Here is a 24,914-nt window from a genome sequence, read left to right on the forward strand (position 1 = left end):
ACAACAAAATTAGAACTGGTAGTTCAGACCAACAGCTACGATGTTGTCTGTGCTTACACCGGCAGCGCGGGTGAAGTTGTTGTCATCCAGCAGGTTGATTTTGTAATCAACGAAGGTGGACATGTTTTTGTTGAAGTAATAAGTAGCACCCAGGTCTACGTATTCAACCAGATCCTGGTCGCCGTATACTGCAATGTCTTTACCTTTAGATTTCAGGTAAGCAACGGACGGACGCAGACCGAAGTCGAACTGGTACTGAGCAACAGCTTCAAAGTTCTGAGTTTTTTCAGCGATACCGTTTACAGAACCATAGGTGGTCATGTTGCGGGTTTCGGAGTAGGTGGTTGCCAGATAGATGTTGTTCGCATCATATTTCAGACCAGCAGCCCAAACTTCAGCGTTTTTACCGTCAGCTTTGAATGCGCTGCCAGCACGGGTCTGGGAATCGGTACGGTCAGATTTCGCATAGGTAGCACCTACGCCGAAGCCTTCATACTCATAAGTGGTAGACAGACCGAAGCCGTCACCGTTAGCTTCTTTGACGTCAGAACGGTCGTTTTTGCCCTGGTACTGAGCAGCAAAGTTCAGACCTTCAACCAGACCGAAGAAGTCGGTGTTACGGTAGGTTGCAACGCCGGTAGTACGGCCAGTCATGAATACGTCAGTCTGGGTCCAGGTATCGCCACCGAACTCTGGCAGAACGTCGGTCCATGCGCCGATGTCGTAGGCTACGCCGTAGTTACGACCGTAGTCGAAAGAACCGTATTCAGCAAACTTCAGACCAGCGAATGCCAGACGAGTTTTGTCTTTGTCGGAACCCTGGGATTCAGAACGGTTGCCTTTGAATTCATATTCCCACTGACCAAAACCAACCAGTTGGTCATTGATCTGAGTTTCGCCTTTGAAACCCATACGTGCATAAGTTTTGTCGCCATCACTGCCGGTGTCATCAGAGAAGTAGTGCTGAGCGTGAACTTTACCGTACAGGTCCAGTTTGTTACCGTCTTTGTTATATACCTCAGCTGCGTTTACTGCACCTGCCGCCAACAGGCTAGTCACTGCCACTGCAACTAATTTAAGTTTCATTCTAAATAATCCTTATAATTATTTCTTGGTGTGTTTCCTAAACCATTGCTAAACGAGGGGTTCGTCAATGGCAAACTATTTTTAAATGACGCAGTGGTATAAGTTCAATAATAAGTTTCATAATATTGCGAAATATTTGAAGTTGTGTGATCCAGATCTACATAATATAACTGATTGCATTAATCTTTATATGTGACAGATCTGAATGGGTATATTTACATAGGGGACTATTGGCAGCCCTATGATTTAAATGGTGTTAGTTTCGCAGGTGTAATATATACATGTGAAGGGATATGGATAACCGCATAATATTTTCAGGCGTTAATTGATTACCATATATTTAACATTTAATTAAACAAATATAAACATAAAGAGCAGACAGAATGAACAATTATTATTCATCAATTTGTCTAAAGTATAGCCGGGTTTTATTTATTTGTGATAAAACCCGTATTTTTTCAGGCGCGCCGCGTTGCCAGCCAGCAAAGCAGCGAGCCAGCGCAGACCATCAGCGCACCTTGCCAGAAGGAAAGGGACAGCGGAGCACTGAGCAATACAGCAGCCAATGCGGAGGAAAGCACCGGGGTAAAATAAGACCCAACAGCCATGATGGTCACGTTACCGTGCAATATACCGATATTCCACGCAGCATAGGCAAATCCTAACGTTAATGCAGCGGTGAACATTTTAATCGTCACCGACGTGCTGAAAACCATTTCCGGCTGAGGAGTAATAAAATAGTAAACCCACAAACTTGCAGCCGTCAGTAAAACGAAGACGGTGATGCCATTAAAACCTTTTGCATATTTATTGGTCACCGTGCAATACGTTGCCCAGATAAAAGCTCCGAGAAAGGCGAGGAAATAGCTAAGCGGGCTGGTAGCGACATTGCTGATAATTTCACCAGGATTGAGACCATTTTCACCCCCCAATACCCAACAGACCCCGGTCAATGCGATGATTAATCCGGGAACCACCAACCAGGTTGTTTTCTGGCCATTAAATAAAATGGCAAATAATATTGTCAGGCTTGGCCAGAGATAGTTGACCATGCCGACCTCAATAGCCTGATGACGAGTTGCGGCATAACCCAGGGCCAGCGCTAAGCATATTTCATAGCTCACAAAAAGCACACTACCGGCGATCAAATAACGTACAGGGATTTTTCTGATATCAGTAAAGCCAACAGTAAATATCAGCAACAAGCCGCTTAATGAAAAAATCATTGCCGCGCCACACGCTGGCCCCAGTCCTTCACTTACTCCACGAATGAGACCCACCATGGTGCTCCAGAGCACAATGGCAATCAGCCCAATCAACGTTGCTTTTTGTTTTGTCATGCTATTTGTCTGTCCATGATACTGGCAAAAATTAAGCTGAAATTTATAGCACTTTTGCACCATAGCACGCTAATTAATTACCTTTTACCTACTCCCTTATGAGTACAAAGGTTAAGCAAAGAGCACTATTTAGTAGCGGAACCGTTTCGTTATTGATTTGACGCAAAAAAAATATGGATATAGCTGATAGTTTCGTCGCGAAGTTGTACATGTCATCTTTCAAACAGCCGCGCTGGCGCAATTTGAGAGATTTCCTGTACGAACCCCTGCAAAAAAGAGGAAAGCAATGGACGTCAGCCGCAGACAATTTTTTAAAATCTGCGCGGGCGGTATGGCGGGAACAACAGTAGCCGCTCTGGGTTTTGCACCCAAAATGGCACTGGCTCAGGCGCGAAACTATAAGTTGTTACGCGCAAAAGAGATCCGAAACACATGCACATACTGTTCCGTAGGTTGCGGGCTATTAATGTATAGCCTGGGTGATGGAGCTAAAAACGCCAAAGAGTCGATTTACCATATTGAAGGGGATCCGGATCATCCGGTGAGCCGTGGGGCATTATGTCCTAAGGGCGCAGGATTATTGGATTACATACACAGCGAAAACCGTCTGCGTTACCCGGAATATCGCGCTCCTGGCTCCGACAAATGGCAGCGTATCAGCTGGGATGATGCCTTTACCCGCATCGCGAAACTGATGAAAGCTGACCGCGACGCCAATTTTATTGAGAAGAATGAGCAGGGCGTAACGGTTAACCGCTGGCTTTCTACCGGGATGCTGTGTGCATCTGCGGCAAGTAATGAAACCGGCATGCTGACGCAAAAATTTGTGCGCTCTCTCGGCATGCTGGCAGTTGATAACCAGGCACGCGTCTGACACGGACCAACGGTAGCAAGTCTTGCTCCAACATTTGGTCGCGGTGCGATGACCAACCACTGGGTAGATATTAAAAACGCCAACGTCGTGATGGTGATGGGCGGTAACGCCGCTGAAGCACATCCGGTGGGATTCCGCTGGGCGATGGAAGCCAAAAACAACAATGATGCCACGCTGATTGTTGTTGACCCTCGTTTCACCCGTACAGCCTCGGTGGCAGATATTTACGCGCCGATTCGTTCCGGCACGGACATCACGTTCCTGTCAGGTGTTTTGCTGTACCTGATTGAAAACAACAAAATCAATGCTGAATACGTGAAGCATTACACCAACGCCAGCCTGCTGGTGCGGGATGACTTTACTTTTGAAGACGGTCTGTTCAGCGGATACGACGCACAAAAACGCCAATACGATAAATCGTCCTGGAACTATCAGTTCGATGAAAACGGCTACGCGAAACGCGATGAAACGTTAAGCCATCCTCGCTGTGTCTGGAATCTGTTAAAACAGCACGTTTCCCGCTACACGCCGGATGTGGTGGAAAACATCTGCGGTACGCCAAAAGCAGACTTCCTGAAAGTCTGCGAAGTGCTGGCTTCCACCAGCGCAGCCGATCGCACAACCACCTTCCTGTATGCGCTGGGCTGGACTCAACATACCGTCGGGGCGCAGAACATCCGTACCATGGCGATGATCCAGTTGTTGCTCGGCAACATGGGGATGGCAGGTGGTGGGGTTAACGCCTTACGCGGTCACTCCAACATTCAGGGGTTAACTGATTTAGGTCTGCTGTCGACCAGTCTGCCGGGCTACCTGACGCTGCCGTCAGAGAAACACGCGGATCTGCAAACCTATCTGGCCGCGAATACGCCGAAAGCCACGTTAGCCGATCAGGTTAACTACTGGGGCAACTATCCGAAATTCTTCGTCAGTCTGATGAAGTCTTTCTATGGCAATGCGGCGCAAAAAGAGAACGACTGGGGCTTTGATTGGCTGCCGAAGTGGGATCAGTCCTACGACGTCATTAAATACTTCAACATGATGGATAGCGGGAAAGTCACCGGCTACATCTGTCAGGGCTTTAACCCGGTTGCGTCCTTCCCGGATAAAAACAAAGTGGTGCAGTCGCTGAGTAAACTGAAGTATCTGGTGGTAATCGATCCGCTGGTGACTGAAACCTCAACGTTCTGGCAGAACCACGGCGAGTCTAACGATGTCGACCCGGCATCTATTCAGACCGAAGTCTTCCGTCTGCCATCCACTTGCTTTGCGGAAGAAGATGGCTCCATCGCCAACTCCGGCCGTTGGCTGCAGTGGCACTGGAAAGGACAGGATGCGCTGGGTGAAGCCCGCAACGACGGCGAAATTCTGGCCGGTATTTACCACCGTCTGCGCGATATGTATCGCACTGAAGGCGGTAAGGCCGTAGAGCCGGTGCTGAAAATGAGCTGGAACTATAAGCAACCGGACGAACCGCATTCCGAGGAAGTGGCGAAAGAGAATAACGGCTATGCGCTGGAAGATCTCTATGACGCCAACGGCGTGCTAATTGCGAAGAAAGGTCAGTTGCTCAGCAGCTTTGCACTCCTTCGCGATGATGGAACGACCTCATCCTCCTGCTGGATTTATACCGGTAGCTGGACCGAGCAGGGCAACCAGATGGCCAACCGCGATAACGCCGACCCGTCAGGTCTTGGTAATACGCTGGGCTGGACCTGGGCATGGCCGTTGAACCGTCGCGTCCTGTATAACCGCGCATCGGCGGATCCGCAGGGCAAGCCGTGGGATCCAAAACGTATGCTGATCCAGTGGAACGGCACGAAGTGGACGGGGAACGATATCCCGGACTTCAACACCGCGGCACCGGGCAGTGGCACTAATCCGTTTATTATGCAGCCGGAAGGGCTGGGTCGTCTGTTCGCTATCGATAAAATGGCGGAAGGGCCGTTCCCGGAACACTACGAGCCGATGGAAACACCGCTGGGTACTAACCCGCTGCACCCGAGCGTGATCTCCAACCCGGCAGCACGTCTGTACGAGGCGGATAAATTACGCATGGGGACGAAGCAGGATTTCCCGTACGTCGGGACAACCTATCGTCTGACCGAACATTTCCATACCTGGACCAAGCACGCATTACTGAATGCGATTGCCCAGCCAGAGCAGTTTGTGGAAATCAGCGAAACACTGGCGGCAGCGAAGGGAATTAACAATGGCGATTACGTGAAAGTCAGCAGCAAGCGTGGATTTATTCGCGCAGTTGCTGTCGTCACTCGTCGTCTGCGTACCCTGAACGTCAACGGTCAGCAGGTTGAAACGGTTGGGATCCCAATTCACTGGGGCTTTGAAGGAGTCGCGCGTAAAGGCTTTATCGCCAACACCCTGACGCCGAATGTCGGTGATGCAAACTCGCAAACGCCGGAATACAAAGCGTTTTTAGTTAACATCGAGAAGGCGTAAGGGGGCGAACAAATGTCTATGGAAACGCAGGACATCATCAAAAGGTCCGCAACAAACTCCATCACGCCGCCGCCTCAGGGCCGTGATTACAAAGCCGAAGTTGCGAAGCTAATCGACGTCTCCACCTGTATAGGCTGTAAAGCCTGTCAGGTGGCATGCTCAGAATGGAACGATATCCGTGACGAAGTCGGCCACTGCGTAGGGGTGTATGACAACCCCGCCGATCTCAGCGCTAAGTCCTGGACGGTGATGCGGTTCACCGAAACCGAACAGAACGGCAAGCTGGAATGGTTGATTCGTAAAGACGGCTGTATGCACTGTGAAGATCCGGGCTGCCTGAAAGCATGCCCATCTGCCGGGGCAATCATTCAGTATGCCAACGGGATTGTCGATTTCCAGTCAGAGCACTGCATTGGCTGCGGCTACTGTATTGCCGGGTGTCCATTTAATATTCCGCGCCTCAATAAAGAGGATAACCGCGTGTATAAATGTACGCTGTGTGTGGATCGCGTCAGCGTTGGGCAGGAACCTGCCTGCGTGAAGACCTGTCCAACCGGGGCAATACATTTCGGCACCAAGCAGGAAATGCTGGAAATGGGCGAGCAGCGTGTGGAAAAACTGAAAGCACGTGGTTTTGAACACGCCGGTCTCTACAACCCGGAAGGTGTGGGGGGCACGCACGTCATGTACGTTCTGCATCATGCCAACCAGCCGGAGCTGTATCACGGTCTGCCGAAAGAACCTAAGATCGATACTTCTATCAATCTGTGGAAAGGAGCGCTGAAACCGCTGGCCGCTGCCGGATTTATCGCCACCTTCGCCGGACTGATTTATCACTACATTGGTATTGGTCCGAATAAGGAAGTGGACGACGACGAGGAGGATCATCATGAGTAAGTCGAAAATGATTGTGCGCACGAAGTTTATCGACCGCGCCTGTCACTGGACGGTGGTGATCTGCTTCTTTCTGGTGGCACTGTCGGGGATTTCGTTTTTCTTCCCGACGCTGCAATGGCTGACGCAAACCTTCGGTACGCCACAGATGGGGCGCATTTTGCACCCGTTCTTCGGTCTGCTGATTTTCGTCGCGCTAATGTTCATGTTTGTACGCTTTGTGCACCACAACATCCCGGATAAGAAAGATATTCCGTGGCTGAAAAACATTGTCGAAGTGCTGAAGGGCAATGAACACAAGGTGGCGGATGTGGGCAAATACAACGCCGGACAAAAAATGATGTTCTGGTCGATCATGAGCATGATTTTCGTGCTGCTGATTACCGGCATCATTATCTGGCGTCCGTACTTTGCGCAGTTTTTCCCGATGCAGGTTGTCCGCTACAGCCTGTTAATCCATGCTGCGGCGGGCATCATTCTGATGCACGCGATCCTCATCCATATGTATATGGCATTTTGGGTGAAAGGTTCGATTAAGGGCATGGTCGAAGGGAAGGTGAGTCGCCGCTGGGCGAAGAAACACCACCCGCGCTGGTATCGTGAAGTTGAAAAGGCCGAAGCCAAAAAAGAGAACGAGGAAGGGTTACAATAATCCATTAACGTTCTGCTGATAAAAATGGCGCTACCGACGTAGCGCCATTTCTTTTGCCAAAAAAACGTCATGTTTCTGTCATCTGGTAAACGTAAGGTGTTGTCTTTCCATTAAGAGAAGAGTTAAAAGACAATGCATCTGGTGAAAACATTACTCGCAGTCAGCGTATTTCTCTGTGCGTCCGTTCAGGCGCAGAATATCCTCGACTTTCCGCAGCCGGAGAATAACCCGGAAGAGTTTTATGCCGTGACTGAAATCCCGGCAGGCGGGATCATAAAATATGAAACCGATGCGAAAACCGGCTTTATCGTCGCCGATCGCTTCCAGTCGATGCCGGTTGTCTATCCGGCAAACTACGGTTCATTGACCCAGTCCCTGGCAGGTGACGGTGACCCGCTGGATGTGATTTTCTATACCCGGGCACCGCTGGCCCCGGGAACGCTGATCAAGTTGCGCGCGATCGGCGTGCTGAAGATGATCGATGGCGGGGAAAAGGACGATAAAATTGTCGCCGTACCGGCCAGCAAAATTGACCCCACCTATGACGACATCAAAGAGTTGAGCGATTTGCCAAAGATCGAAGTGCAACGACTGGAGTCGTTTTTCCGTGTGTATAAAGAGTTGCCGGAAGGGCGTAAAAAAGTAGAGTTAAATGGCTTTAACGATGCAGCCACCGCGAAACAAGAGATCAAGCAGGCATGGGATGCCTGGAAAGAAAAACAGCCGAAGCAGTAAATGAAATGCCGGATGGTGTTAGCGTATCCGGCATTCACTTTTATCACTGCACTGCCAGCTTACGCAGGCGTGAAATATCCACGTTTTTTTGCCATCTTCATTAATGATAATCCTCGTAGTCCAATATGTACGCGTCGCCATTGACAAATTCAAAGGTAATGCACCAGTTACCTGAAACAGAAATTGCCCATATGCCGTCGCGATCGCCCGCCAGTGGATGCAACCTATAACCGGGCATATTGATATCAGTAACATGGCTGGCCGCATCGATAACAGCGAGTCTGTGTCGCACGCAATCGTCGGACATGCTTCGCCATAACGCCAGATGTTCTTCCATGAAGAAACAAGTCACGCAAGATTTGCCGGACAGGGCACAACGCCGCTGTCCGGCAATGGGTTTACTCCAGTTGTGAGTTCAGACGCGCAATCTCCTTCCGCCATTGCGCCTGTAATTGCGGTTTCTGATGCTTCGGTTTGCGGGCTAGGTCGTCGGCCAGCCGCTGCTCCAGCTCAAGAAGTTTTTCCAGTACTTCATCTCCACTGCGATGGGGAGCAGGAACAACCTTTGCCACACTGTTATGCACCATTAACTCACTGGTGGCGCCCTGAATACGCGCGTTGATTGCCTCCAGGTCATGCCATTCGCTAAGCTCACCCTCGTCGATAAACCAAAACCGGTTGCAGCTTTGGCTGATAAGCTGACGGTCATGACTGACCAGCAACACGCCGCCGTGGTAGCTTTGCAGCGTTGCTGCCAGCGCCTCTTTACCTTCCAGATCCAGATGGTTGGTCGGTTCGTCGAGCATCAGCAGGCCGTAGCGAGCTAGCGAGAGCCCAACAAACAGCAGCCGGGAGCGCTCACCACCACTTAAAACACTGACTTTCTGCGCGTGGCGGATCCACGGAAAACCCGCGCTAATCAGCGCCATTTTGCGGATATCAGGCTGAGGCGCAAAAGGCTCCAGCGCGTCAAATAGCGAATCGCTATCGGCAAGCTGATGCAACGTCTGGTCGTAATACCCCAACGTAACGCGCGGGTGCAACACCAGCGAAGGTGATACCAGCTGTGACTGAAACTGTTGCCAGATAAGCCTTAACAGCGAAGATTTCCCGCAACCGTTGCGTCCGACAATCGCCACCCGATCGCCGCTTTTTAACCGAATTCCGGCAATGGAAAACAGCGTATCTGCGCCGGGAGCAGGGGCCACCGACAAATTAGTCATCTCCAGTAAACGATCTGCACGCAGGGCATCGCCATGCAATGTTAGTGTCCACTGACTTCCTGCGGTCACTTCCGTCTGAACGTCCTTCAGGCGTTGCACCTGCTTTTCCATCTGCTTCGCTTTGCGGGACAAATCCTCGTTGTCGTAGACCCGCCCCCAGGTTGCCAGCCGTTTAGCGCTGGCGGTAACCCGGTCTATCTCCTTTTGTTCAGCCTTATGGCGCAGAGCATCGCTGGCGTCTCTTTCTGCCAGAGCCTGACGCGCCTCGCTGCAGGGTAGATCGAAGGCGTGGAGAGTACGATCGCGCAGGATCCAGGTTCCCTGCGTCACCGCATCCAGCAATTGCGGGTCGTGAGAAACCACCACAAAACTGCCAGACCAGTTCTGTAAGAACTGTTCCAGACACAGTAATGTTGGCAAATCCAGATGGTTACCCGGTTCATCCAGCAGCAGCAGATCGGGATTTCGCATCAGCGCCCGCGCTAATAAAAGCCGCGTGTGCTGCCCACCGCTCAGCGTCTGTGCAGTGAGGTGCAAATTCTCCGACGTAAAACCCATTTCGGCGAGTAACGCTTCAACTCGCCACTGCTGGCTGGCGCGCTCATGTTCGGGAAGTTGAGCAAGAACCGCCTCCTGCAACGTTAGCGGCAGTACATCGTCGGGTAAATGTTGTTCTACACGGGCGAGTTGACAGTAATTCGCCTGCGCGATTACGCCACTGGTGGGAGAAATGGTGCCATCAAGCAGCTTTAACAACGTGCTTTTGCCGCAGCCGTTATAGCCGATAAGCCCGATGCGGTCGCCTTTTTTCAGGGTAAATGTGAGATCGTCGAATAGCGTGCCAAATGCCGTATCAACGTGTAAGGATTGTGCGGTTAGTAATGTGCTCATTGTTGCTTACTCAAGAGTTACAGGCGTAAAAACGCCTCGTCAAACATCGCTGACGATAACCCGGTAAGCCCGAGAGAAGGGGGTTTAGAAGTTAGCTTCGCTCAAGCAGAAGTTATCGCAGCACGATACCGATAACGCTTGAGCACTGGCGATCGCCAAAAGCATGTGAAACGATGAAACGTTCACAGTACAGCATAAGTATCCTCCTTTTATATTTCCGAATGTTAATCGATGGTGAAAGTGTAATCGCAAGTTACGCAGTAGTGCAAGTTTCGAACGTATGGCCGTGAAACCTGGCATGTTGGACGTTACGTTAATGCAGAAACCATGAACACAGGATAATTATTCAAAAGTTAATTTTCTTCGCGTCAAAAGCATGAGTTAACGATCACAACAACAGTCGAAATTCTCCAGTATCCTCTTCTCACTATTTTATTTTTTGGAGAATAGATGATATGAAAAAAACAATTACATTCACGATGATTGCGCTGGGATGTTTACTTGCAAATGCTCAGGCAAATGAGAAACTTGATGGAAATGAAATACTTAAAGTTCAAAAAGGTGGGGTGCCTGACAAAATTTACTCACAACAAAAACCGCATTTAAAGATTGCCACCTATAACATTGGTAAAAATGAAACCTCTGCTGATGTAAAGGATTTTACAGCACTTAATTCGGCGATTAAAAGAATTGATGCCGATATTATTGCTGTTCCAGAGGTTGATAACAAAACGGGACGTAGCCAAAAGATTGATCAACTCAAAAAAATCGCTGAGGCCAATAACCTACATTATTCCTTCGGTAAAGCCCTTGATTTCGATGGTGGTGAGTACGGCTTAGGTCTTCTCTCCAAATATAAAATCCTGCATTCGCAGGTCGTGAAACTACCCTCGGGAAACGCGGAACAACGCGTGGCGCTCCTGGCGCAGGTTGACGTACCCGGCTTTGATTCCGCGCCTATTATTATGGTGACACATCTCGACTGGCAAAAAGATCCCACAATGCGGACAGAGCAGGCGCGTTACCTGTTAGATATCAGCATTGGTGATGCAACATCTGATTTCCAGGATATTGCATCTTCAATCAAGATCCTGGCAGGGGACTTCAATTCGACCCGGGATGAGCAGCCACTTAAAGAAATACGTTATTTTTTCAATGAAGTCACAAAAGAAGGGATGGATACTCGTACTTGGCCAGCCGTAAACCCGGCGATTGATATTGACCATATTTTCACATTTAAAGGCCAGAAGTGGAACGTTAAAAATCTGGAGATCCCACATAATTCGCCAGAGTTCACGTGGTCTACTGCGAGCGATCACTTGCCGGTTATTGCAGAGCTTGAACTTTCAGAGCAATAGTCGATATAACGCCTTTGTTAATTGAATGATAAAAATTGCCCGGCAGCAACGTGCCACCGGGCAAAGCGTCAGATAGAGGTTCGACGGTAATCGCGATATTCTGCCTGCCAGAAATTATCGTCAATCGCCTGTTGCAGCGCTTCAGCGGACGTTTTCACCGCCACACCTTGCTGCTGGGCCATTTTACCGACGGCAAAGGCAATGGCACGAGAAACCGTCTGAATATCTTTCAGTTCCGGTAGCACCAGTCCTTCACCGTTGAGCACCAGCGGTGAATACTGTGCCAGCGTTTCACTGGCCGACATCAGCATTTCATCAGTGATGCGCGACGCGCCAGAAGCAATCACGCCAAGGCCAATACCCGGGAAGATGTACGCATTATTACACTGGGCGATCGGGTAAGTTTTCTCTTTCCACAGTACCGGTGCAAACGGGCTACCGGTCGCAACCAGCGCGTTACCTTCGGTCCAGGCGATGATATCCTGCGGCGTGGCTTCTACGCGAGAAGTCGGGTTAGACAGCGGCATGACAATCGGACGCGGACAATGCTTATGCATTTCGCGGATGATCTCTTCGGTAAACAGACCAACCTGTCCGGAAACCCCGATCAGGATGTCAGGTTTAACGTTGCGAACCACATCGAGCAACGACAGGACATCTTCTTGTGTATCCCAGTGCTGCAGATTTTCGCGTTTTTGCACCAGTTTGGTCTGGAAGGAGAGCAGGTTCGGCATTTTGTCGGTTAACAGGCCAAAGCGATCGACCATGAATACGCGTTGACGCGCCGCTTCTTCGCTTAAACCTTCTCGCTGGATTTGCGCAATGATCTGCTCGGCAATCCCGCAACCGGCGGAACCCGCACCGAGGAAAACGATGTTCTGCTCGCTCAGCTGGCTACCCGCCGCACGGCTGGCCGCAATCAGCGTACCGACAGTAACCGCCGCGGTGCCCTGAATATCATCGTTAAATGAACAAATTTCGTCGCGATAACGGGTCAGCAGCGGCATGGCGTTTTTCTGCGCAAAATCTTCAAACTGCAACAGCACGTCAGGCCAGCGATGCTTCACAGCCTGGATAAATTCATCAACAAATTCGTAGTATTCATCATCGGTGATGCGCGGATTACGCCAACCCATATACAGTGGATCGTTCAGCAATTGCTGGTTGTTAGTCCCGACGTCCAGTACCACTGGCAGAGTGTAAGCCGGGCTAATCCCGCCACACGCGGTATACAGCGACAGTTTACCGATTGGAATACCCATCCCGCCGATCCCCTGATCGCCAAGACCCAAAATACGTTCCCCATCGGTGACGACGATAACCTTGATATTGTGGTTAGGAACATTTTGCAGGATATCGTCCATATTGTGGCGGTTCTGATAAGAGATAAACACGCCGCGTGCGCGACGATAGATCTCAGAGAAACGCTCACAGGCCGCGCCTACTGTTGGGGTATAGATAACCGGCATCATCTCATCAAGGTGATTATGCACCAGTCGGTAAAACAGGGTTTCGTTAGTGTCCTGGATGTTGCGCAGGTAAATATGTTTATCGATTTCGGTTTTGAATCCCTGATATTGGATCCAGGCACGTTCGGCCTGTTCTTCAATCGTCTCGACCACTTCCGGCAGTAACCCCAGCAGGTTGAAGTTACGGCGTTCTTCCACACTGAAAGCGCTCCCCTTATTCAGTAAAGGAAATTCCAGCAGTACCGGGCCAGCGTAAGGGATGTAAAGGGAACGCAATTTTTTAGTTTCGTTTTCCATGTCACTCACTCTTTTTTGAATAACCGTCCCTGGCACTCTTATGATCGTATCGGGCCTGTCCGCCAGGGAAACAGGCGAAGTATAAAGCATTGTGAATGGGTTAAGGGGTTTTATAAGCAAAAACACCACTGCGGTTGCAATGGTGTTTATCTCGTTACTCAGTCATACGTGCGAAAGGCTATTTGCCGTCAGTGCGGCGCTTTCTTCCGGTAGGATTATTGACCACGTTGGTTTTGTCACCTTCGGTCACGACTTTGCGTTGATTTGAGATTTTGTGGTCCAGTCCAAGAATATGGCGGGCCTGACGGTTCGATTTCATTCTAACTCCTTTATCCTGTTACTGGTTTCAAGGGCGAGCCCGTATAAGAACGGACGAAATACAACCTGATAGAAAGCCGATGTTCAACATAACGGCTTTCTGGATGGTCGGTCATTTTATCTGAAAGGTCAATGCTTAAGCAGGAAATGAGAACTATCCCTTATGTGTCATGCTTTTTCTCAGCCGTCCTATACTTGTAACTCCAACGACAACACAGGAGAGCGATAATGACTATCCATAAGAAAGGTCAGGCACACTGGGAAGGCGACATCAAGCGCGGGAAAGGTACCGTGTCGACCGAAAGTGGGGTGTTGAATCAGCAACCGTATGGGTTTAATACACGATTTGAAGGAGTGAAAGGCACCAATCCTGAGGAGTTGATTGGCGCGGCCCATGCAGCCTGCTTCTCAATGGCGCTCTCGCTCATGCTGGGCGAAGCAGGTTTTACGCCAGATGCCATTGATACTACAGCCGACGTTTCTCTGGATAAAGTGGATGCCGGGTTTGCTATCACCAAAGTGGCGTTGCACAGCCAGGTAAGCGTCCCGGGGATAGATGCCGCCACATTTGACGGCATCATCCAGAAAGCGAAAGCTGGTTGTCCGGTATCCCAGGTGCTGAACGCGGAAATTACACTGGATTATCAACTGAAGTCTTAATAAGTATGCGCCGGATACGACGGGGTCTTATCCGGCCAATGTAATTTATTGCGCCACCCAGCCGCCATCCATATTCCACGCGACGCCACGTACCTGCGCCGCACCGTCTGAGCACAAAAACAGCGCAAGCTCACCCAGCTGTTCCGGCGTAACGAATTCGCGTGACGGCTGCTTTTCCGCCAGCAGAGCGTCACGCGCCGCATCAGGTTCAGCCCCGTCGGCAATACGCTTATCAATCTGCTGCTGGACCAGCGGGGTCAGCACCCAGCCGGGGCACAGCGCATTGCAAGTGATTCCCGTCTGCGCGGTTTCCAGCGCAATGGTTTTGGTTAAACCCACCACGCCATGCTTCGCTGCCACATAAGCGGATTTGTCTTTTGACGCCACCAGACCATGAACAGAGGCGATATTAATGATGCGCCCCCAGTTACGCGTGCGCATGCCGGGAAGTGCCAGACGCGTGATGTGAAAAACAGAAGAGAGGTTAATAGCGATAATCGCGTTCCACTTATCAACCGGAAAGGTCTCTACCGGTGAAACATGCTGGATCCCGGCGTTGTTGACCAGAATATCCACACCACCGAATTCGCTTTCGGCATAACGCATCATGTCGGCAATTTGTGCTTCATCGCTTAAGTCTGCGCCATGATAGCCCGGTGTTTTGCCATACTGCGCAACGGCATCTTTGGCGGCATCGACATCACCAAATCCGTTGAGGATCAGCGTAGCGCCTGCTTGCGCCAGCACCTGCGCGATGCCTAATCCGATACCGCTGGTAGAGCCGGTAACCAGGGCTACTTTTCCCGTTAAGTTCATGATGATTCTCCTTAAACAATTCCGGTGGTGTAGAAAACGCCGATCACAAACAGCACGGCCAGACTTTTAATTATGGTAATGGCGAAAATCCCACCATACGCCTGACGGTGGCTGAGACCGGTAATAGCCAACAGCGTAATCACCGCCCCGTTATGCGGCAGAGTATCCATGCCTCCGCTGGCCATAGAGGCGACGCGGTGGAAGACTTCAAGTGGGATATTTGCGGCATGAGCGGCAGCGATAAAGGTGTCCGACATGGCGGCGAGCGCAATACTCATGCCGCCAGATGCTGAACCGGTGATCCCGGCAAGCGTGGTGATGCTAATTGCCTCATTGAGCAATGGATCGGGAATGGCAGCCAGCGCTTTTGACAGTACGAGGAATCCGGGCAGGGCGGCGATCACCGCGCCAAAACCGTATTCTGACGCAGTGTTCATGGCCGCGAGGATTGCGCCGCCAACCGCCGTTCGGCTGCCTTCCGCCAGGCGACCTTTAATGTTGCGATAGCCGAACACCACCACCAGCAAGATCCCAGAGATCAGCGCTGCTTCTACCGCCCAGATAGCGGTGATTTTACCGACTTCGGTGGTAATCGGTTTGGCAAGACCCGGAAGTTCCAGTTGATGCGTGGCACCATACCATTGGGGGATCCAGCGGGTAAACAGCAGGTTAAATACCCCGACCAGGATCAGCGGCGAGATAGCAATTATCGGGTTCGGCAGGTTAATGTTATCCGGCGTTTCCGGTTCATTTAACAGTTCAGTGCCATAGCCTTCGTTTTTCGCCTGTGCTTTACGGCGCTGGCGTTCGAGATAAACCAGACCGACAACGATGATAAACACGGAACCGATCAGACCCAGCCAAGGCGCGGCCCAGGCGTTAGTCCCGAAGAAGCTGGTTGGAATAATGTTCTGGATTTGCGGCGTGCCAGGTAGCGCATCCATGGTGAATGAGAACGCGCCCAGCGCCACGGTTGCCGGGATCAGGCGCTTCGGAATATTGCTCTGGCGGAACAGTTCCGCCGCAAACGGATACACCGCAAACGCCACCACGAACAGCGACACGCCGCCGTAGGTCAATAGCGCACACACCAACACAATCACCGGAATGGCGTGACGACGCCCGAGAATGTTGATGGCGGCGGCAACGATCGATCGAGAAAAACCGGATAACTCAATTAACTTGCCAAATACCGCTCCCAGTAAGAATACCGGGAAGTAAAGCTTCACAAAACCGACCATTTTTTCCATAAACAGGCCGGTGAAGGCAGGGCCAACGGCGCTGGGTTCGGTCAGCAATACAGCACCTAATGCCGCGATGGGGGCAAACAGGATAACGCTGTACCCGCGATAGGCTGCCAGCATCAGCAGGCCCAGCGCTGCCAGGGCGATTAATACACTCATCATGACTCCTCAATATCATTGTTATAGTGGGGTACAGAAAGAGAAGTTACGGTTTCAGGGCAAAGCGCAGCTGATGCTCTCGGCGTTGCTGGAGAATCATCCCAGCGATAAAACCCCTGGCCGCTGCGCAGGCCGGTATCACCAGAGGCAACCTTATCCGCGACCAGCGACATCATGTCGCTACCGGTGGCCAGTTCCGGCAGCAGATGCCGACAAATGTCCTGCACCGTAGAAAGTCCGGTCATATCTGCCGCCTCCAGCGGGCCAACCATCGCATAGCGGCGACCGAGCGAGGCGCGCATGACCTGATCCACCGCCTCTGCGCTGGCGATACCGCTTTTTACGATATGTAATGCTTCACGCAGCAGCGCAAATTGCAGGCGATTACCGACAAAACCAGGTGCTGCGCGGTCGAGGACGACGGCTTCCAGTTGCATCGAGAGCAGCAGCTGTTGCAGCTCACGCAGGTATTCCGGTTTCGTGGCGGTGCCGGGGACAATTTCGACCAGCGGGATAAAATGTGGCGGGTGCCAGAAATGGGCGATGAGCAGCCGCTCAGGATGGGCGAGCTTTTCTGCCAGCGCATCCGGCGGCAGGCCGCTGGTATTACTGGCAATGACGGCCTCCGGTGCGATAAGTTTTTCCAGTTGCGCATACAACGCGTGCTTGAGCCCGAGCCGCTCCGGGATGGCTTCAATCAGTAATCCGCACGCAGCAATCTCCGGTAGCGAAGTCGTACCATGCAGACGACTCACAACCTGTCCTTTTTCGTCAGCGGCAAACTTTTCGGCGGTGATCAGTTCATCCAGAATACCGCTGGCAACGGCGCCAATTTCAGCAATTCGGTCGCTATCGGTGTCATACAGCCAGACATCGTGACCATAACGAGCAAAGTGGGTGGCAATACCGACGCCCATTAAACCCGCGCCCAATACGCAGACATATTTACTTTGCATGAGGGACCTCCTGCAAACGCTCTACCGCCAGGGCTACGCCCTGACCGCCGCCTACGCACAGCGTAGCCAGCCCTTTGGTCGCGTTACTACGCGCCATTTCGTGCAGCAGCGTCACCAGAATTCGGCAACCTGATGCGCCGATGGGATGGCCCAGCGCAATCGCACCGCCGTTTACGTTCACCCGGTCGCTGTCCCAGTTCAGGGATTCACCAACCGCCAGCGCTTGTGCGGCGAAGGCTTCGTTGGCTTCAATGAGATCGACATCATTCAACGTCCAGCCCGCTCGCTTCAGGCACTGGAGTGTGGCCTCTACCGGCCCAATGCCCATAATGGAAGGGTCGACGCCGGAAACGGCGTAGCCCGCCACCCGGGCAAGAACCGGCAGATTGAGTTCTGCTGCTTTGGCGGCGCTCATCAACATCACTGCGGCGGCACCATCGTTGATTGAAGAGGCGTTCCCGGCGGTCACTGTGCCGTTACCAGGGCGAAACGCTGGTTTGAGCAGCGCCAGCTTCTCAGCCTGGGTATCCGGGCGAGGCTGTTCGTCATGGTTCACAACGCGCGGCGGTTTTTTACCCTGCGGGACGATGACCGGCGTGATTTCCGCGATAAAACGACCGGCTTCCATGGCGGCAGCCGTTTTTTGCTGGGAACGCAGAGCAAAGGCGTCCTGCTGCTCGCGACTGATAACGAATTTATCCGCCAGATTTTCCGCGGTAATTCCCATGTGATAATCGTTGAACGCATCCCACAAGCCGTCATGTACCACGCTGTCTTTCATACTGGCATGGCCCAACCGCAGACCGGCTCGCGCACCGTCGAGAAAATAGGGCGCATTGCTCATGCTCTCCTGACCACCGGCTATTACGATTTGCGCATCGCCGCAGCGAATCGCCTGGACCGCCTGATGCACCGCCTTCAGGCCCGAACCGCACACCAGATTAATGGTTAACGCGGGCGTGGTTGCCGGCAGTCCTGCGCGTAACGCCGTTTGCCTGGCCGGATTCTGGCCGCAGCCTGCCGTTAGTACCTGACCTAAAATCACCTCATCAATTTGTTCAGGCGCCAGGTTGGTTTTTTCCAGCAGAGAACGGATCACTACCGAGCCTAACTCAACGGCGGAAAGTGGCGCCAACGCGCCATGAAAACTGCCAATCGGAGTACGCGTTGCGGCGACAATAACAACATCCTGCATGGTCAGATCCTCAGCTAAATTGCATTTCGGGGACGTTTTCGGGAACGATCAGCTTGCCGGCTGTTCTGGCGACAATCTCATCCACGCTGATGCCCGGCGCACGCTCACGCAGAATGAACGCGCCATCGGCGATCTCCAGCAGCGCCAGATCGGTAAGCACGCGTTTAATGCAGGCCACGCCGGTCAGCGGCAGGGTGCAGGAGGGAAGCAGTTTCGACTCACCGCTTTTGGAAGCATGCGTCATCACCACGATGATGTTGTCAGCACCAGCAACCAAATCCATCGCGCCCCCCATGCCTTTCACCATTTTTCCGGGGATCATCCATGAGGCGATATTGCCGTTAACATCCACTTCAAACGCGCCGAGTACCGTCAGATCGACGTGGCCACCGCGGATCATGGCGAAGGATTGCGCCGAGTCGAAGATCGCCGCGCCTTTGCGCGCTGTAACGGTCTGTTTTCCGGCATTGATCATGTCTGCATCAATTTCGTCTTCCGTGGGGAACGGGCCCATACCCAGCAAACCGTTTTCTGATTGCAGCATGACGTCCATGCCATCGGGAATGTAGTTCGCCACCAGAGTGGGAATACCAATCCCAAGGTTGACGTAATAACCGTCGCGCAGCTCGCGGGCGACACGCATCGCCATTTGTTCACGCGTTAACATGGTCAGGCTCCTTTGTGGCGAAGGGTGCGTTGTTCAATACGTTTTTCAAATTGCCCCTGAATAATGCGGTTAACAAAAATTCCTGGGGTGTGAATAGCGGCGGGGTCAAGCTCTCCGGGAGGGACAATTTCTTCGACTTCCACGACGGTGATTCGCCCGGCCGCGGCCATCAGTGGATTAAAATTCTGTGCGGTGTGACGGTAAATAACGTTGCCGTACCAGTCGGCTTTCCAGCCCTTAACCAAGGCAAAATCACCAGTAATTGCCTGCTCCAGGATGTACGGGCGTCCGGCAAATTCACGAACTTCTTTTCCTTGTGCGACCGGGGTTCCGTAGCCGGTTGCGGTAAAGAATGCCGGGATCCCCGCGCCGCCTGCCCGAAGTTGCTCCGCCAACGTGCCTTGCGGCGTCAGGATAGCGTCCAGTTCGCCGTTGAGTACCTGCTGCTCAAACAGCGCGTTTTCACCCACATAGGATGCGACAACTTTACGCACCTGCCGCGTTTCCAGCAGTACACCAAGGCCAAAACCATCCACGCCGCAATTGTTTGACACCACCGTAAGCCCCTGAACTTTCCGACGGCGTACTTCGGCAATCAGGTTCTCAGGGATCCCACATAAGCCAAATCCGCCCGCCAGCAGCGTCATGTTATCGGTCAGTCCTTCCAGCGCCTCTTGATAAGTGGCAACCCGTTTATCCAGTCCAGCCATACACTTGCCCCTCCAGTTGTCCTTGCCGACATCATTGGGGGTGAAAAATGATTTGTTAATTTTAAATTTGTGACTCAATCATTGGGTTTTTTTATCAATTTAATGTTAATTAAAGGTATTCAACAAGTTAAGGGAATGCGAAATGGGAATGAGCATCAAACAGTTACGCGCGTTTTTAGCGGTAGCTCACACTCTGAATTTTGCTCATGCCAGTGAAAGACTGAATATGTCGCAACCCGCATTAAGCCTGGCGATTAAAGGACTGGAGGATTCCCTGGGCGGGGCGTTATTGTTGAGAACCACCCGCAAAGTGACCCTGACGCAGGAGGGAGAAACGCTGCTGAACATGGGACGACAACTGCTGGCGGACTGGGAGAATACGGAAGAGGCAATGCGCCAACACTTTACGCTACAGCGCGGTAAAATCTCGATTGCCGCCATGCCTTCATTTGCCGCTAACGTCCTGCCATCGGTACTGAAAACGTTTCGTGACTCTTACTCTGGTATCAACGTAACGGTACACGATGTGATCAACGAACAGGTGATTGAGATGGTCAGCGAAGGGCGGGTAGAGATGGGTATCGCCTTTGAGCCTGACTACTCAGGTCATCTGCATTTCACGCCGCTCGGCGTGGATCGTTTTATTGCGATTGTGCCGCCGACATGCCGACTGGCGGGGAGGGATCGTATTGCGTGGCGCGAACTGCTGACGCTGGATTTCATCACCCTGCAACGACCTTCCGCCGTGCGTCTGATGCTGGAAGAACAGCTGGTACAAAGCGGGCATACGCTGGAGGTGGCGCTGGAGAGCCATCAACTGGTAACAGTTGGTCGCCTGGTGGCGAGTGGATTGGGCGGCAGCGCCGTGCCAGCATTGTGCCGTACGCAAATGACCGAGCTGGGCGCAATCTGTATCGATCTGGATACGCCGGTGATCCAACGTCGGATCGGCGTTTTGCGTTCGGCACATCATAAGTTATCTACCGCCTCTGAAGTGCTGGTGGATTCACTGAAAAAGGCGTATCGCACCTGACTTTTCTCAACGGCTCAGGTCATGTAACCGCCCGCCAGCAGCGAACGTCACATCCGGTATCACTTTTCAATAATGCCTGTTTCTTCTCACAACCGCTGGTCGCAAGCGGGCATCTGTCACGGAAAAAACAGCCCTCTGGCAGAGTTCGATTTCCCGGAAGTTCGGTTTTCCGCAACACTAAATCTTCCGCCAACGGCGCTCCCGTTTTAGGGACGGAGTCCAACAATAATCGCGTGTAGGGATGGGCGGGTTGAGTGAGAACCTGCTGCGCATCGCCCAGCTCAACAATTTGCCCGAGGTACATTACCGCCACGCGGTCGCTCATATGGCGGACCACCGACACATTGTGCGAGATCAGCACGTAGGTCAGGTTTCTGCGCGCCTGCAGTGACACCAGCAGGTTAAGTATTTGCGCCTGTACGGAGATATCCAGTGCCGAAGTGGGTTCATCAAGTACGATAACATCCGGCTCTGACGATAGCGCCCGGGCGATGGCAATACGCTGACGTTGTCCACCGGAAAACGCATGCGGCAGACGATCGAGATATTCTGGGCGGATTCCCACCTGTTGGGCCAAATCTTCGGCAAGCATGCGGCGCTCACGTTCCGGATTCCGTTTTTGGATCCATACCGGCTCAGTGATAGTTCGCCACACCGGTAAGCGAGGATCCAGCGATGAAAGAGGATCCTGAAATACCATCTGCATACCGTTATGTTGCGTGTCACCACGGCGGCCATAGTTTCCCTTACTGGGTTTCAGCATGCCCATCAGCAGTTGTGCCAGCGTACTTTTTCCGCAACCAGACTCGCCAACAATTCCCAGCGTTTCCCCTTGTCGGATCTGTAAATCCAGACCGTTGAGCGCATGTACTCGCTCCGTTACTTTGCCGAGCCAGTTTTTACGCGCAGGGAAGTTGACATGGACATCCTGCAGATCCAGTAATAAGTCAGACATGTGTTGTCTCCAGTTGCGGGTACCAGCACGCAGATTGTTGCTCCGCGCCTCCCTGACTGCTTAATGCGGGTGTTTCTTCACAGCGAGGACCAGCGGCAAAGCAGCGCTCGCGAAATGCGCATCCCGCCGGCAAGCAGGTTAAATTCGGCACGGTGCCGGGGATCGCAGGTAGCAATGCGCGCGGCTCGCCGTGTTCGGGGGCGCATTTCAACAGGCCAATAGAATAAGGATGCGTCGGGTGTTGAATAACGGTTTGCGTCGGGCCACTCTCAATCACGCTTCCGGCATACATGACGTATAACCGATCGCATAGCTGTGAAACCACAGCCATATCATGGCTGATAAATAACACGGCAGTACCGCTGGCTCGCGCTTTTAATTTCAGTAACCGCAGCACCTGCAGTTGCACCGTGACGTCCAACGCGGTGGTTGGTTCATCGGCAATAATAAGCTCTGGCTCGCAGGAAAAGGCCAGCGCGATCATGACACGCTGGCGCATCCCGCCGGAAAGCTCAAACGGGAAACGTTTCATGACTTCCGACGCGTCCGGGATTTGCATCTCTTCGAGTAAAGCGATGGCTTTCTGACGGGCATCCGTGCGGCTCAACGCCTGATGATGACGGATAACCTCTACCATTTGCTGACCGATACGTCGGGTTGGATTCAGTGCCGTCATGGGTTCCTGAAAAATCATCGCGACGCGTGCGCCGCGCCATTGACGCATTTGCTTCTCGCTGGCATTGAGCACATCTTCACCCAGCAGCGAAACGCGTCCCTGGTGAATATGATAACTCCCCTCCGGCAGCAGACGCATGGTGAGCATGGCCGTCACGGACTTACCGGAACCGGATTCACCCACCACGCCAACGATCTCTCCGCGGTTGATGTGTAACGAGACATGGTTCAGCGCATGCACCTCAGCTTTATAGCCGGGGAAACTCAAATGTAAATCTTCGATTTCCAGCACGGGTTGTGTCATGACTGTTTTCCTCCGGCTTTCGGATCCAGCAGATCGCGAATGCCATCGCCAAAGAGATTAAAGCCCACGGCGGTAATCAGAATGGCCGCGCCGGGGAAAGCGCAATACCACCACTGATCAAGCACATAATTGCGGCCAATTGCGACCATCGCGCCCCATTCAGCGCTCGGTTGCTGTGCGCCCAAACCAATAAACCCGAGCGTGGCAGCCATCAGGATCGCACTGCCGATATCCAGCGAAGCCTGCACGATGAGTGGGGGCAGAGAATTACGTAAAATGTGCCAGCTAATAAGATGCCAGCGTGAAGCCCCGTAAGTGCGCGCCGCCTGTACATAGGTGAACTGACGCACCACTAACGTTTGACCGCGGGCGAGGCGCACATAAAAAGGAATTCTTACGATCGCAATCGCCAGCATGGCGTTAAACAAGCTTGGACCCAGCGCGGCAGCCAGCGCCATCGTCAGCACCAGCGAGGGAATAGACAGCATAATGTCCATCATGCGCATAATGATCGCATCTGCACGTCCGCCCATAACACCTGACAGGCAGCCCAGCAGTGAACCCGCTCCTCCGGCAATACCCACTACCACCAGACCCGCAACGACCGACTGCTGGCTCCCCACCAGAACGCGGCTGAACAGATCGCGGCCAACTTCATCGGTACCAAACCAGTGAGTTGCTGACGGGGGCAGCAGGCGCGCACTTAAATCGATGGCGTTTGGGTCGTGAGGGGTTATCCACGGCGACAGCACCATCAACAGCAGTATCAATACGATGATGACCCCGCCAACCAACGTCAGCGGGCTGTTTTTCATCATCCAGAACAGTTTGGCCCAGTCCGTGCGACGGCGAACGGTCTGCGGTGCCGCGGGCGTTTCTTGTGTGAGCATCATTGTGCGCCTCCACGTCCAATTCGAGGGTCCACCCACAAATAGAGCAAGTCCACCACCAGGTTGACCAGCACATAGGCGAAGGAGACCACCACGGCAAATCCCATTACCGCCGGGAAGTCGAGCGCCTGAATTGATGTCACTACCCAGGCGCCCATCCCCGGCCAGGCGAAGACCGTTTCGGTCAGCACCGCACCGTAGAGCAGATCGCCCAGCGCCAGGCCGAGGACAGTGATTGATGGAATGAGTGCGTTAGGCAATGCATAGCACAGCACGATGTACCAGCCCGGTAACCCGCTGGCGCGAGCGGTACGAATGTAATCTTCACTGAGTTGCTCCAGCATGGCAGAGCGAATCTGGCGGGCAACGATTCCGAGATGCACAAAAGCCAGCGTCAGCGACGGCAGGATCAGATGCTGAAGCGCATTGAAAAAGACTTCGCCATTGCCTTCCAGCAGTGCATCAATCAGGTAGAACCCGGTGACGTGAGCGGGTGGATCCAGCCAGTCGTCTAAACGCCCGCCGCCGGGTAAAATTTGCAGATGACCATAAAACAGCACAATAACCCCCAGCCCCAGCCAGAATGCAGGCGTAGAGATGCCGGTGATCGCCATCAGGCGAACGAGGTGATCAAGCCAGCGGTTGCGCCAGACCGCAGATAAAATGCCCAACGGAATACCGATGAGCAGCGCCAGCAACAAGGAGCAGAAAGCCAGCTCAAGGGTGGCGGGGAAGAAGATGCGTAGCTCATCCAGTACCGGACGGCCGGTACGAATGGAAGTGCCTAAATCGCCATGGAAAATATCGCTGACGTAGCGAAAAAACTGAACATACAACGGCTGGTTCAGCCCTAGCTGTTGGCGAATATTTTCGACAATTTCATCACTGGCGCGATCGCCTGCCAGCAGCCGTGCGGGGTCGCCAGGTATCAGGTGTGAAATAATAAAGGTGATTACGCAAACACCGATCACCACCAGAATAAGTCCCCAGCATCGCTGGCGTAAAATGCTCCAGAACGTCATTAGCTTCCCCTTGCGGAGCCGAGCGGCTCCG

At 52.5% G+C, this 24,914-nt stretch carries 21 protein-coding genes and 2 pseudogenes; 7 read left to right on the top strand and 16 right to left on the bottom strand.

The window, feature by feature from the left end; all coding sequences use genetic code 11:
- Positions 1-9 precede the first annotated feature (9 nt).
- A complete protein-coding gene (gene ompD / locus OGY15_RS18720; RefSeq protein WP_210905099.1) occupies positions 10-1,086 on the bottom strand; it encodes a porin OmpC in 1,077 nt (358 codons plus the stop codon).
- Positions 1,087-1,544: 458 nt separating this feature from the next.
- Entirely contained in the window at positions 1,545-2,426 is an 882-nt protein-coding gene (gene yddG / locus OGY15_RS18725; RefSeq protein ID WP_286540595.1) for an aromatic amino acid efflux DMT transporter YddG, read from the bottom strand.
- 286 nt (positions 2,427-2,712) lie between these two features.
- Between yddG and fdnG the strand changes: the two genes are divergently transcribed.
- From fdnG to OGY15_RS18745, 4 genes are all read left to right on the top strand, one after another.
- Positions 2,713-5,760 carry a formate dehydrogenase-N subunit alpha gene (fdnG, locus tag OGY15_RS18730; protein ID WP_286540597.1) on the top strand — a complete coding sequence of 1,016 codons (3,048 nt, stop codon included), beginning with the start codon at positions 2,713-2,715 and terminating at the stop codon, positions 5,758-5,760.
- 12 nt (positions 5,761-5,772) lie between these two features.
- Positions 5,773-6,657 carry a formate dehydrogenase N subunit beta gene (gene fdnH / locus OGY15_RS18735; RefSeq protein ID WP_151225463.1) on the top strand — a complete coding sequence of 295 codons (885 nt, stop codon included), beginning with the start codon at positions 5,773-5,775 and terminating at the stop codon, positions 6,655-6,657.
- Entirely contained in the window at positions 6,650-7,306 is a 657-nt protein-coding gene (fdnI, locus tag OGY15_RS18740) for a formate dehydrogenase-N subunit gamma (RefSeq protein ID WP_151219249.1), read from the top strand. The genes fdnH and fdnI overlap by 8 nt, the downstream gene beginning before the upstream one ends.
- 132 nt (positions 7,307-7,438) lie before the next feature.
- On the top strand, positions 7,439-8,041 hold the full coding sequence (locus OGY15_RS18745; protein ID WP_151219248.1) for an inorganic diphosphatase: 603 nt from the start codon (positions 7,439-7,441) through the stop codon (positions 8,039-8,041).
- 100 nt (positions 8,042-8,141) lie between these two features.
- Here OGY15_RS18745 and OGY15_RS18750 read toward each other — a convergent pair.
- Positions 8,142-8,358, bottom strand: a pseudogene (locus OGY15_RS18750) (type II toxin-antitoxin system RelE/ParE family toxin).
- A gap of 81 nt (positions 8,359-8,439) precedes the next feature.
- On the bottom strand, positions 8,440-10,155 hold the full coding sequence (locus OGY15_RS18755) for an ABC-F family ATP-binding cassette domain-containing protein (protein ID WP_286540599.1): 1,716 nt from the start codon (positions 10,153-10,155) through the stop codon (positions 8,440-8,442).
- Between the two features lie 455 nt (positions 10,156-10,610).
- Between OGY15_RS18755 and OGY15_RS18760 the strand changes: the two genes are divergently transcribed.
- The gene (locus tag OGY15_RS18760) at positions 10,611-11,513 is read left to right on the top strand and encodes an endonuclease/exonuclease/phosphatase family protein (protein WP_286540601.1); all 903 of its coding nucleotides are present in this window, start codon (positions 10,611-10,613) and stop codon (positions 11,511-11,513) included.
- A gap of 68 nt (positions 11,514-11,581) precedes the next feature.
- Here OGY15_RS18760 and maeA read toward each other — a convergent pair whose 3' ends face one another.
- Positions 11,582-13,279 (bottom strand): malate dehydrogenase, encoded by a 1,698-nt coding sequence (gene maeA / locus OGY15_RS18765; RefSeq protein ID WP_003020042.1) that lies wholly within the window; start codon positions 13,277-13,279, stop codon positions 11,582-11,584.
- 178 nt (positions 13,280-13,457) lie between these two features.
- Complete coding sequence (gene sra, locus OGY15_RS18770) at positions 13,458-13,598, bottom strand: stationary-phase-induced ribosome-associated protein (protein ID WP_079937903.1); 141 nt, start codon at positions 13,596-13,598, stop codon at positions 13,458-13,460.
- 227 nt (positions 13,599-13,825) lie between these two features.
- Here sra and OGY15_RS18775 point away from each other — a divergent pair, with 227 nt between their 5' ends.
- A complete protein-coding gene (locus tag OGY15_RS18775; protein WP_005126807.1) occupies positions 13,826-14,257 on the top strand; it encodes an OsmC family protein in 432 nt (143 codons plus the stop codon).
- Positions 14,258-14,302: 45 nt separating this feature from the next.
- On the opposite strand, the gene OGY15_RS18780 is transcribed toward OGY15_RS18775, so the two are convergent.
- From OGY15_RS18780 to OGY15_RS18805, 6 genes and pseudogenes are all read right to left on the bottom strand, one after another.
- Positions 14,303-15,073: a 3-hydroxybutyrate dehydrogenase gene (locus OGY15_RS18780; protein ID WP_286540608.1), complete on the bottom strand. Its 771-nt coding sequence runs from the start codon at positions 15,071-15,073 to the stop codon at positions 14,303-14,305.
- A gap of 11 nt (positions 15,074-15,084) precedes the next feature.
- A complete protein-coding gene (locus OGY15_RS18785; protein ID WP_210905093.1) occupies positions 15,085-16,479 on the bottom strand; it encodes a GntP family permease in 1,395 nt (464 codons plus the stop codon).
- A gap of 43 nt (positions 16,480-16,522) precedes the next feature.
- A pseudogene (locus OGY15_RS18790) lies at positions 16,523-17,432 on the bottom strand (3-hydroxyacyl-CoA dehydrogenase family protein).
- Positions 17,422-18,627: an acetyl-CoA C-acetyltransferase gene (locus tag OGY15_RS18795; protein ID WP_286540613.1), complete on the bottom strand. Its 1,206-nt coding sequence runs from the start codon at positions 18,625-18,627 to the stop codon at positions 17,422-17,424. The pseudogene OGY15_RS18790 and the gene OGY15_RS18795 overlap by 11 nt, the downstream one beginning before the upstream one ends.
- 10 nt (positions 18,628-18,637) lie before the next feature.
- Positions 18,638-19,294: a CoA transferase subunit B gene (locus OGY15_RS18800; protein WP_151219240.1), complete on the bottom strand. Its 657-nt coding sequence runs from the start codon at positions 19,292-19,294 to the stop codon at positions 18,638-18,640.
- A gap of 2 nt (positions 19,295-19,296) precedes the next feature.
- The gene (locus OGY15_RS18805; RefSeq protein ID WP_187259651.1) at positions 19,297-20,004 is read right to left on the bottom strand and encodes a CoA transferase subunit A; all 708 of its coding nucleotides are present in this window, start codon (positions 20,002-20,004) and stop codon (positions 19,297-19,299) included.
- A gap of 142 nt (positions 20,005-20,146) precedes the next feature.
- Here OGY15_RS18805 and OGY15_RS18810 point away from each other — a divergent pair, with 142 nt between their 5' ends.
- Positions 20,147-21,037, top strand: a complete 891-nt coding sequence (locus OGY15_RS18810) for a LysR family transcriptional regulator (protein WP_210905091.1) — start codon at positions 20,147-20,149, stop codon at positions 21,035-21,037.
- A gap of 19 nt (positions 21,038-21,056) precedes the next feature.
- Here OGY15_RS18810 and OGY15_RS18815 read toward each other — a convergent pair whose 3' ends face one another.
- From OGY15_RS18815 to OGY15_RS18830, 4 genes are read right to left on the bottom strand one after another with little or no spacing between them, the layout of a single operon-like run.
- A complete protein-coding gene (locus OGY15_RS18815; RefSeq protein ID WP_286540618.1) occupies positions 21,057-21,992 on the bottom strand; it encodes an ABC transporter ATP-binding protein in 936 nt (311 codons plus the stop codon).
- Positions 21,985-22,971 (bottom strand): ABC transporter ATP-binding protein, encoded by a 987-nt coding sequence (locus tag OGY15_RS18820; protein ID WP_151219238.1) that lies wholly within the window; start codon positions 22,969-22,971, stop codon positions 21,985-21,987. The genes OGY15_RS18815 and OGY15_RS18820 overlap by 8 nt, the downstream gene beginning before the upstream one ends.
- Positions 22,968-23,864 carry a D,D-dipeptide ABC transporter permease gene (gene ddpC / locus OGY15_RS18825; RefSeq protein ID WP_151219237.1) on the bottom strand — a complete coding sequence of 299 codons (897 nt, stop codon included), beginning with the start codon at positions 23,862-23,864 and terminating at the stop codon, positions 22,968-22,970. Before ddpC ends, OGY15_RS18820 begins: the two co-directional genes overlap by 4 nt.
- Positions 23,861-24,883: an ABC transporter permease gene (locus tag OGY15_RS18830; RefSeq protein ID WP_151219236.1), complete on the bottom strand. Its 1,023-nt coding sequence runs from the start codon at positions 24,881-24,883 to the stop codon at positions 23,861-23,863. Before OGY15_RS18830 ends, ddpC begins: the two co-directional genes overlap by 4 nt.
- Positions 24,884-24,914: the final 31 nt, after the last annotated feature.

Origin of the sequence: Citrobacter sp. Cu231 (assembly GCF_030332265.1) — a bacterium.
Classification (GTDB): Bacteria; Pseudomonadota; Gammaproteobacteria; order Enterobacterales; family Enterobacteriaceae; genus Citrobacter; species Citrobacter meridianamericanus.

Excerpts from the sequence above, each read along its gene's own strand:
- sra (WP_079937903.1), bottom strand. The coding sequence starts at position 13,598 with ATGAAATCGAACCGTCAGGCCCGCCATATTCTTGGACTGGACCACAAA.
- OGY15_RS18810 (WP_210905091.1), top strand. The coding sequence starts at position 20,147 with ATGGGAATGAGCATCAAACAGTTACGCGCGTTTTTAGCGGTAGCTCAC.
- OGY15_RS18780 (WP_286540608.1), bottom strand. The coding sequence starts at position 15,073 with ATGAACTTAACGGGAAAAGTAGCCCTGGTTACCGGCTCTACCAGCGGT.
- OGY15_RS18830 (WP_151219236.1), bottom strand. The coding sequence starts at position 24,883 with ATGACGTTCTGGAGCATTTTACGCCAGCGATGCTGGGGACTTATTCTG.
- OGY15_RS18795 (WP_286540613.1), bottom strand. The coding sequence starts at position 18,627 with ATGCAGGATGTTGTTATTGTCGCCGCAACGCGTACTCCGATTGGCAGT.
- OGY15_RS18760 (WP_286540601.1), top strand. The coding sequence starts at position 10,611 with ATGAAAAAAACAATTACATTCACGATGATTGCGCTGGGATGTTTACTT.
- OGY15_RS18775 (WP_005126807.1), top strand. The coding sequence starts at position 13,826 with ATGACTATCCATAAGAAAGGTCAGGCACACTGGGAAGGCGACATCAAG.
- ddpC (WP_151219237.1), bottom strand. The coding sequence starts at position 23,864 with ATGATGCTCACACAAGAAACGCCCGCGGCACCGCAGACCGTTCGCCGT.
- fdnI (WP_151219249.1), top strand. The coding sequence starts at position 6,650 with ATGAGTAAGTCGAAAATGATTGTGCGCACGAAGTTTATCGACCGCGCC.
- OGY15_RS18800 (WP_151219240.1), bottom strand. The coding sequence starts at position 19,294 with ATGTTAACGCGTGAACAAATGGCGATGCGTGTCGCCCGCGAGCTGCGC.
- fdnH (WP_151225463.1), top strand. The coding sequence starts at position 5,773 with ATGTCTATGGAAACGCAGGACATCATCAAAAGGTCCGCAACAAACTCC.
- OGY15_RS18745 (WP_151219248.1), top strand. The coding sequence starts at position 7,439 with ATGCATCTGGTGAAAACATTACTCGCAGTCAGCGTATTTCTCTGTGCG.
- OGY15_RS18805 (WP_187259651.1), bottom strand. The coding sequence starts at position 20,004 with ATGGCTGGACTGGATAAACGGGTTGCCACTTATCAAGAGGCGCTGGAA.
- OGY15_RS18785 (WP_210905093.1), bottom strand. The coding sequence starts at position 16,479 with ATGATGAGTGTATTAATCGCCCTGGCAGCGCTGGGCCTGCTGATGCTG.
- maeA (WP_003020042.1), bottom strand. The coding sequence starts at position 13,279 with ATGGAAAACGAAACTAAAAAATTGCGTTCCCTTTACATCCCTTACGCT.
- yddG (WP_286540595.1), bottom strand. The coding sequence starts at position 2,426 with ATGACAAAACAAAAAGCAACGTTGATTGGGCTGATTGCCATTGTGCTC.
- OGY15_RS18755 (WP_286540599.1), bottom strand. The coding sequence starts at position 10,155 with ATGAGCACATTACTAACCGCACAATCCTTACACGTTGATACGGCATTT.
- OGY15_RS18820 (WP_151219238.1), bottom strand. The coding sequence starts at position 22,971 with ATGACACAACCCGTGCTGGAAATCGAAGATTTACATTTGAGTTTCCCC.
- ompD (WP_210905099.1), bottom strand. The coding sequence starts at position 1,086 with ATGAAACTTAAATTAGTTGCAGTGGCAGTGACTAGCCTGTTGGCGGCA.
- OGY15_RS18815 (WP_286540618.1), bottom strand. The coding sequence starts at position 21,992 with ATGTCTGACTTATTACTGGATCTGCAGGATGTCCATGTCAACTTCCCT.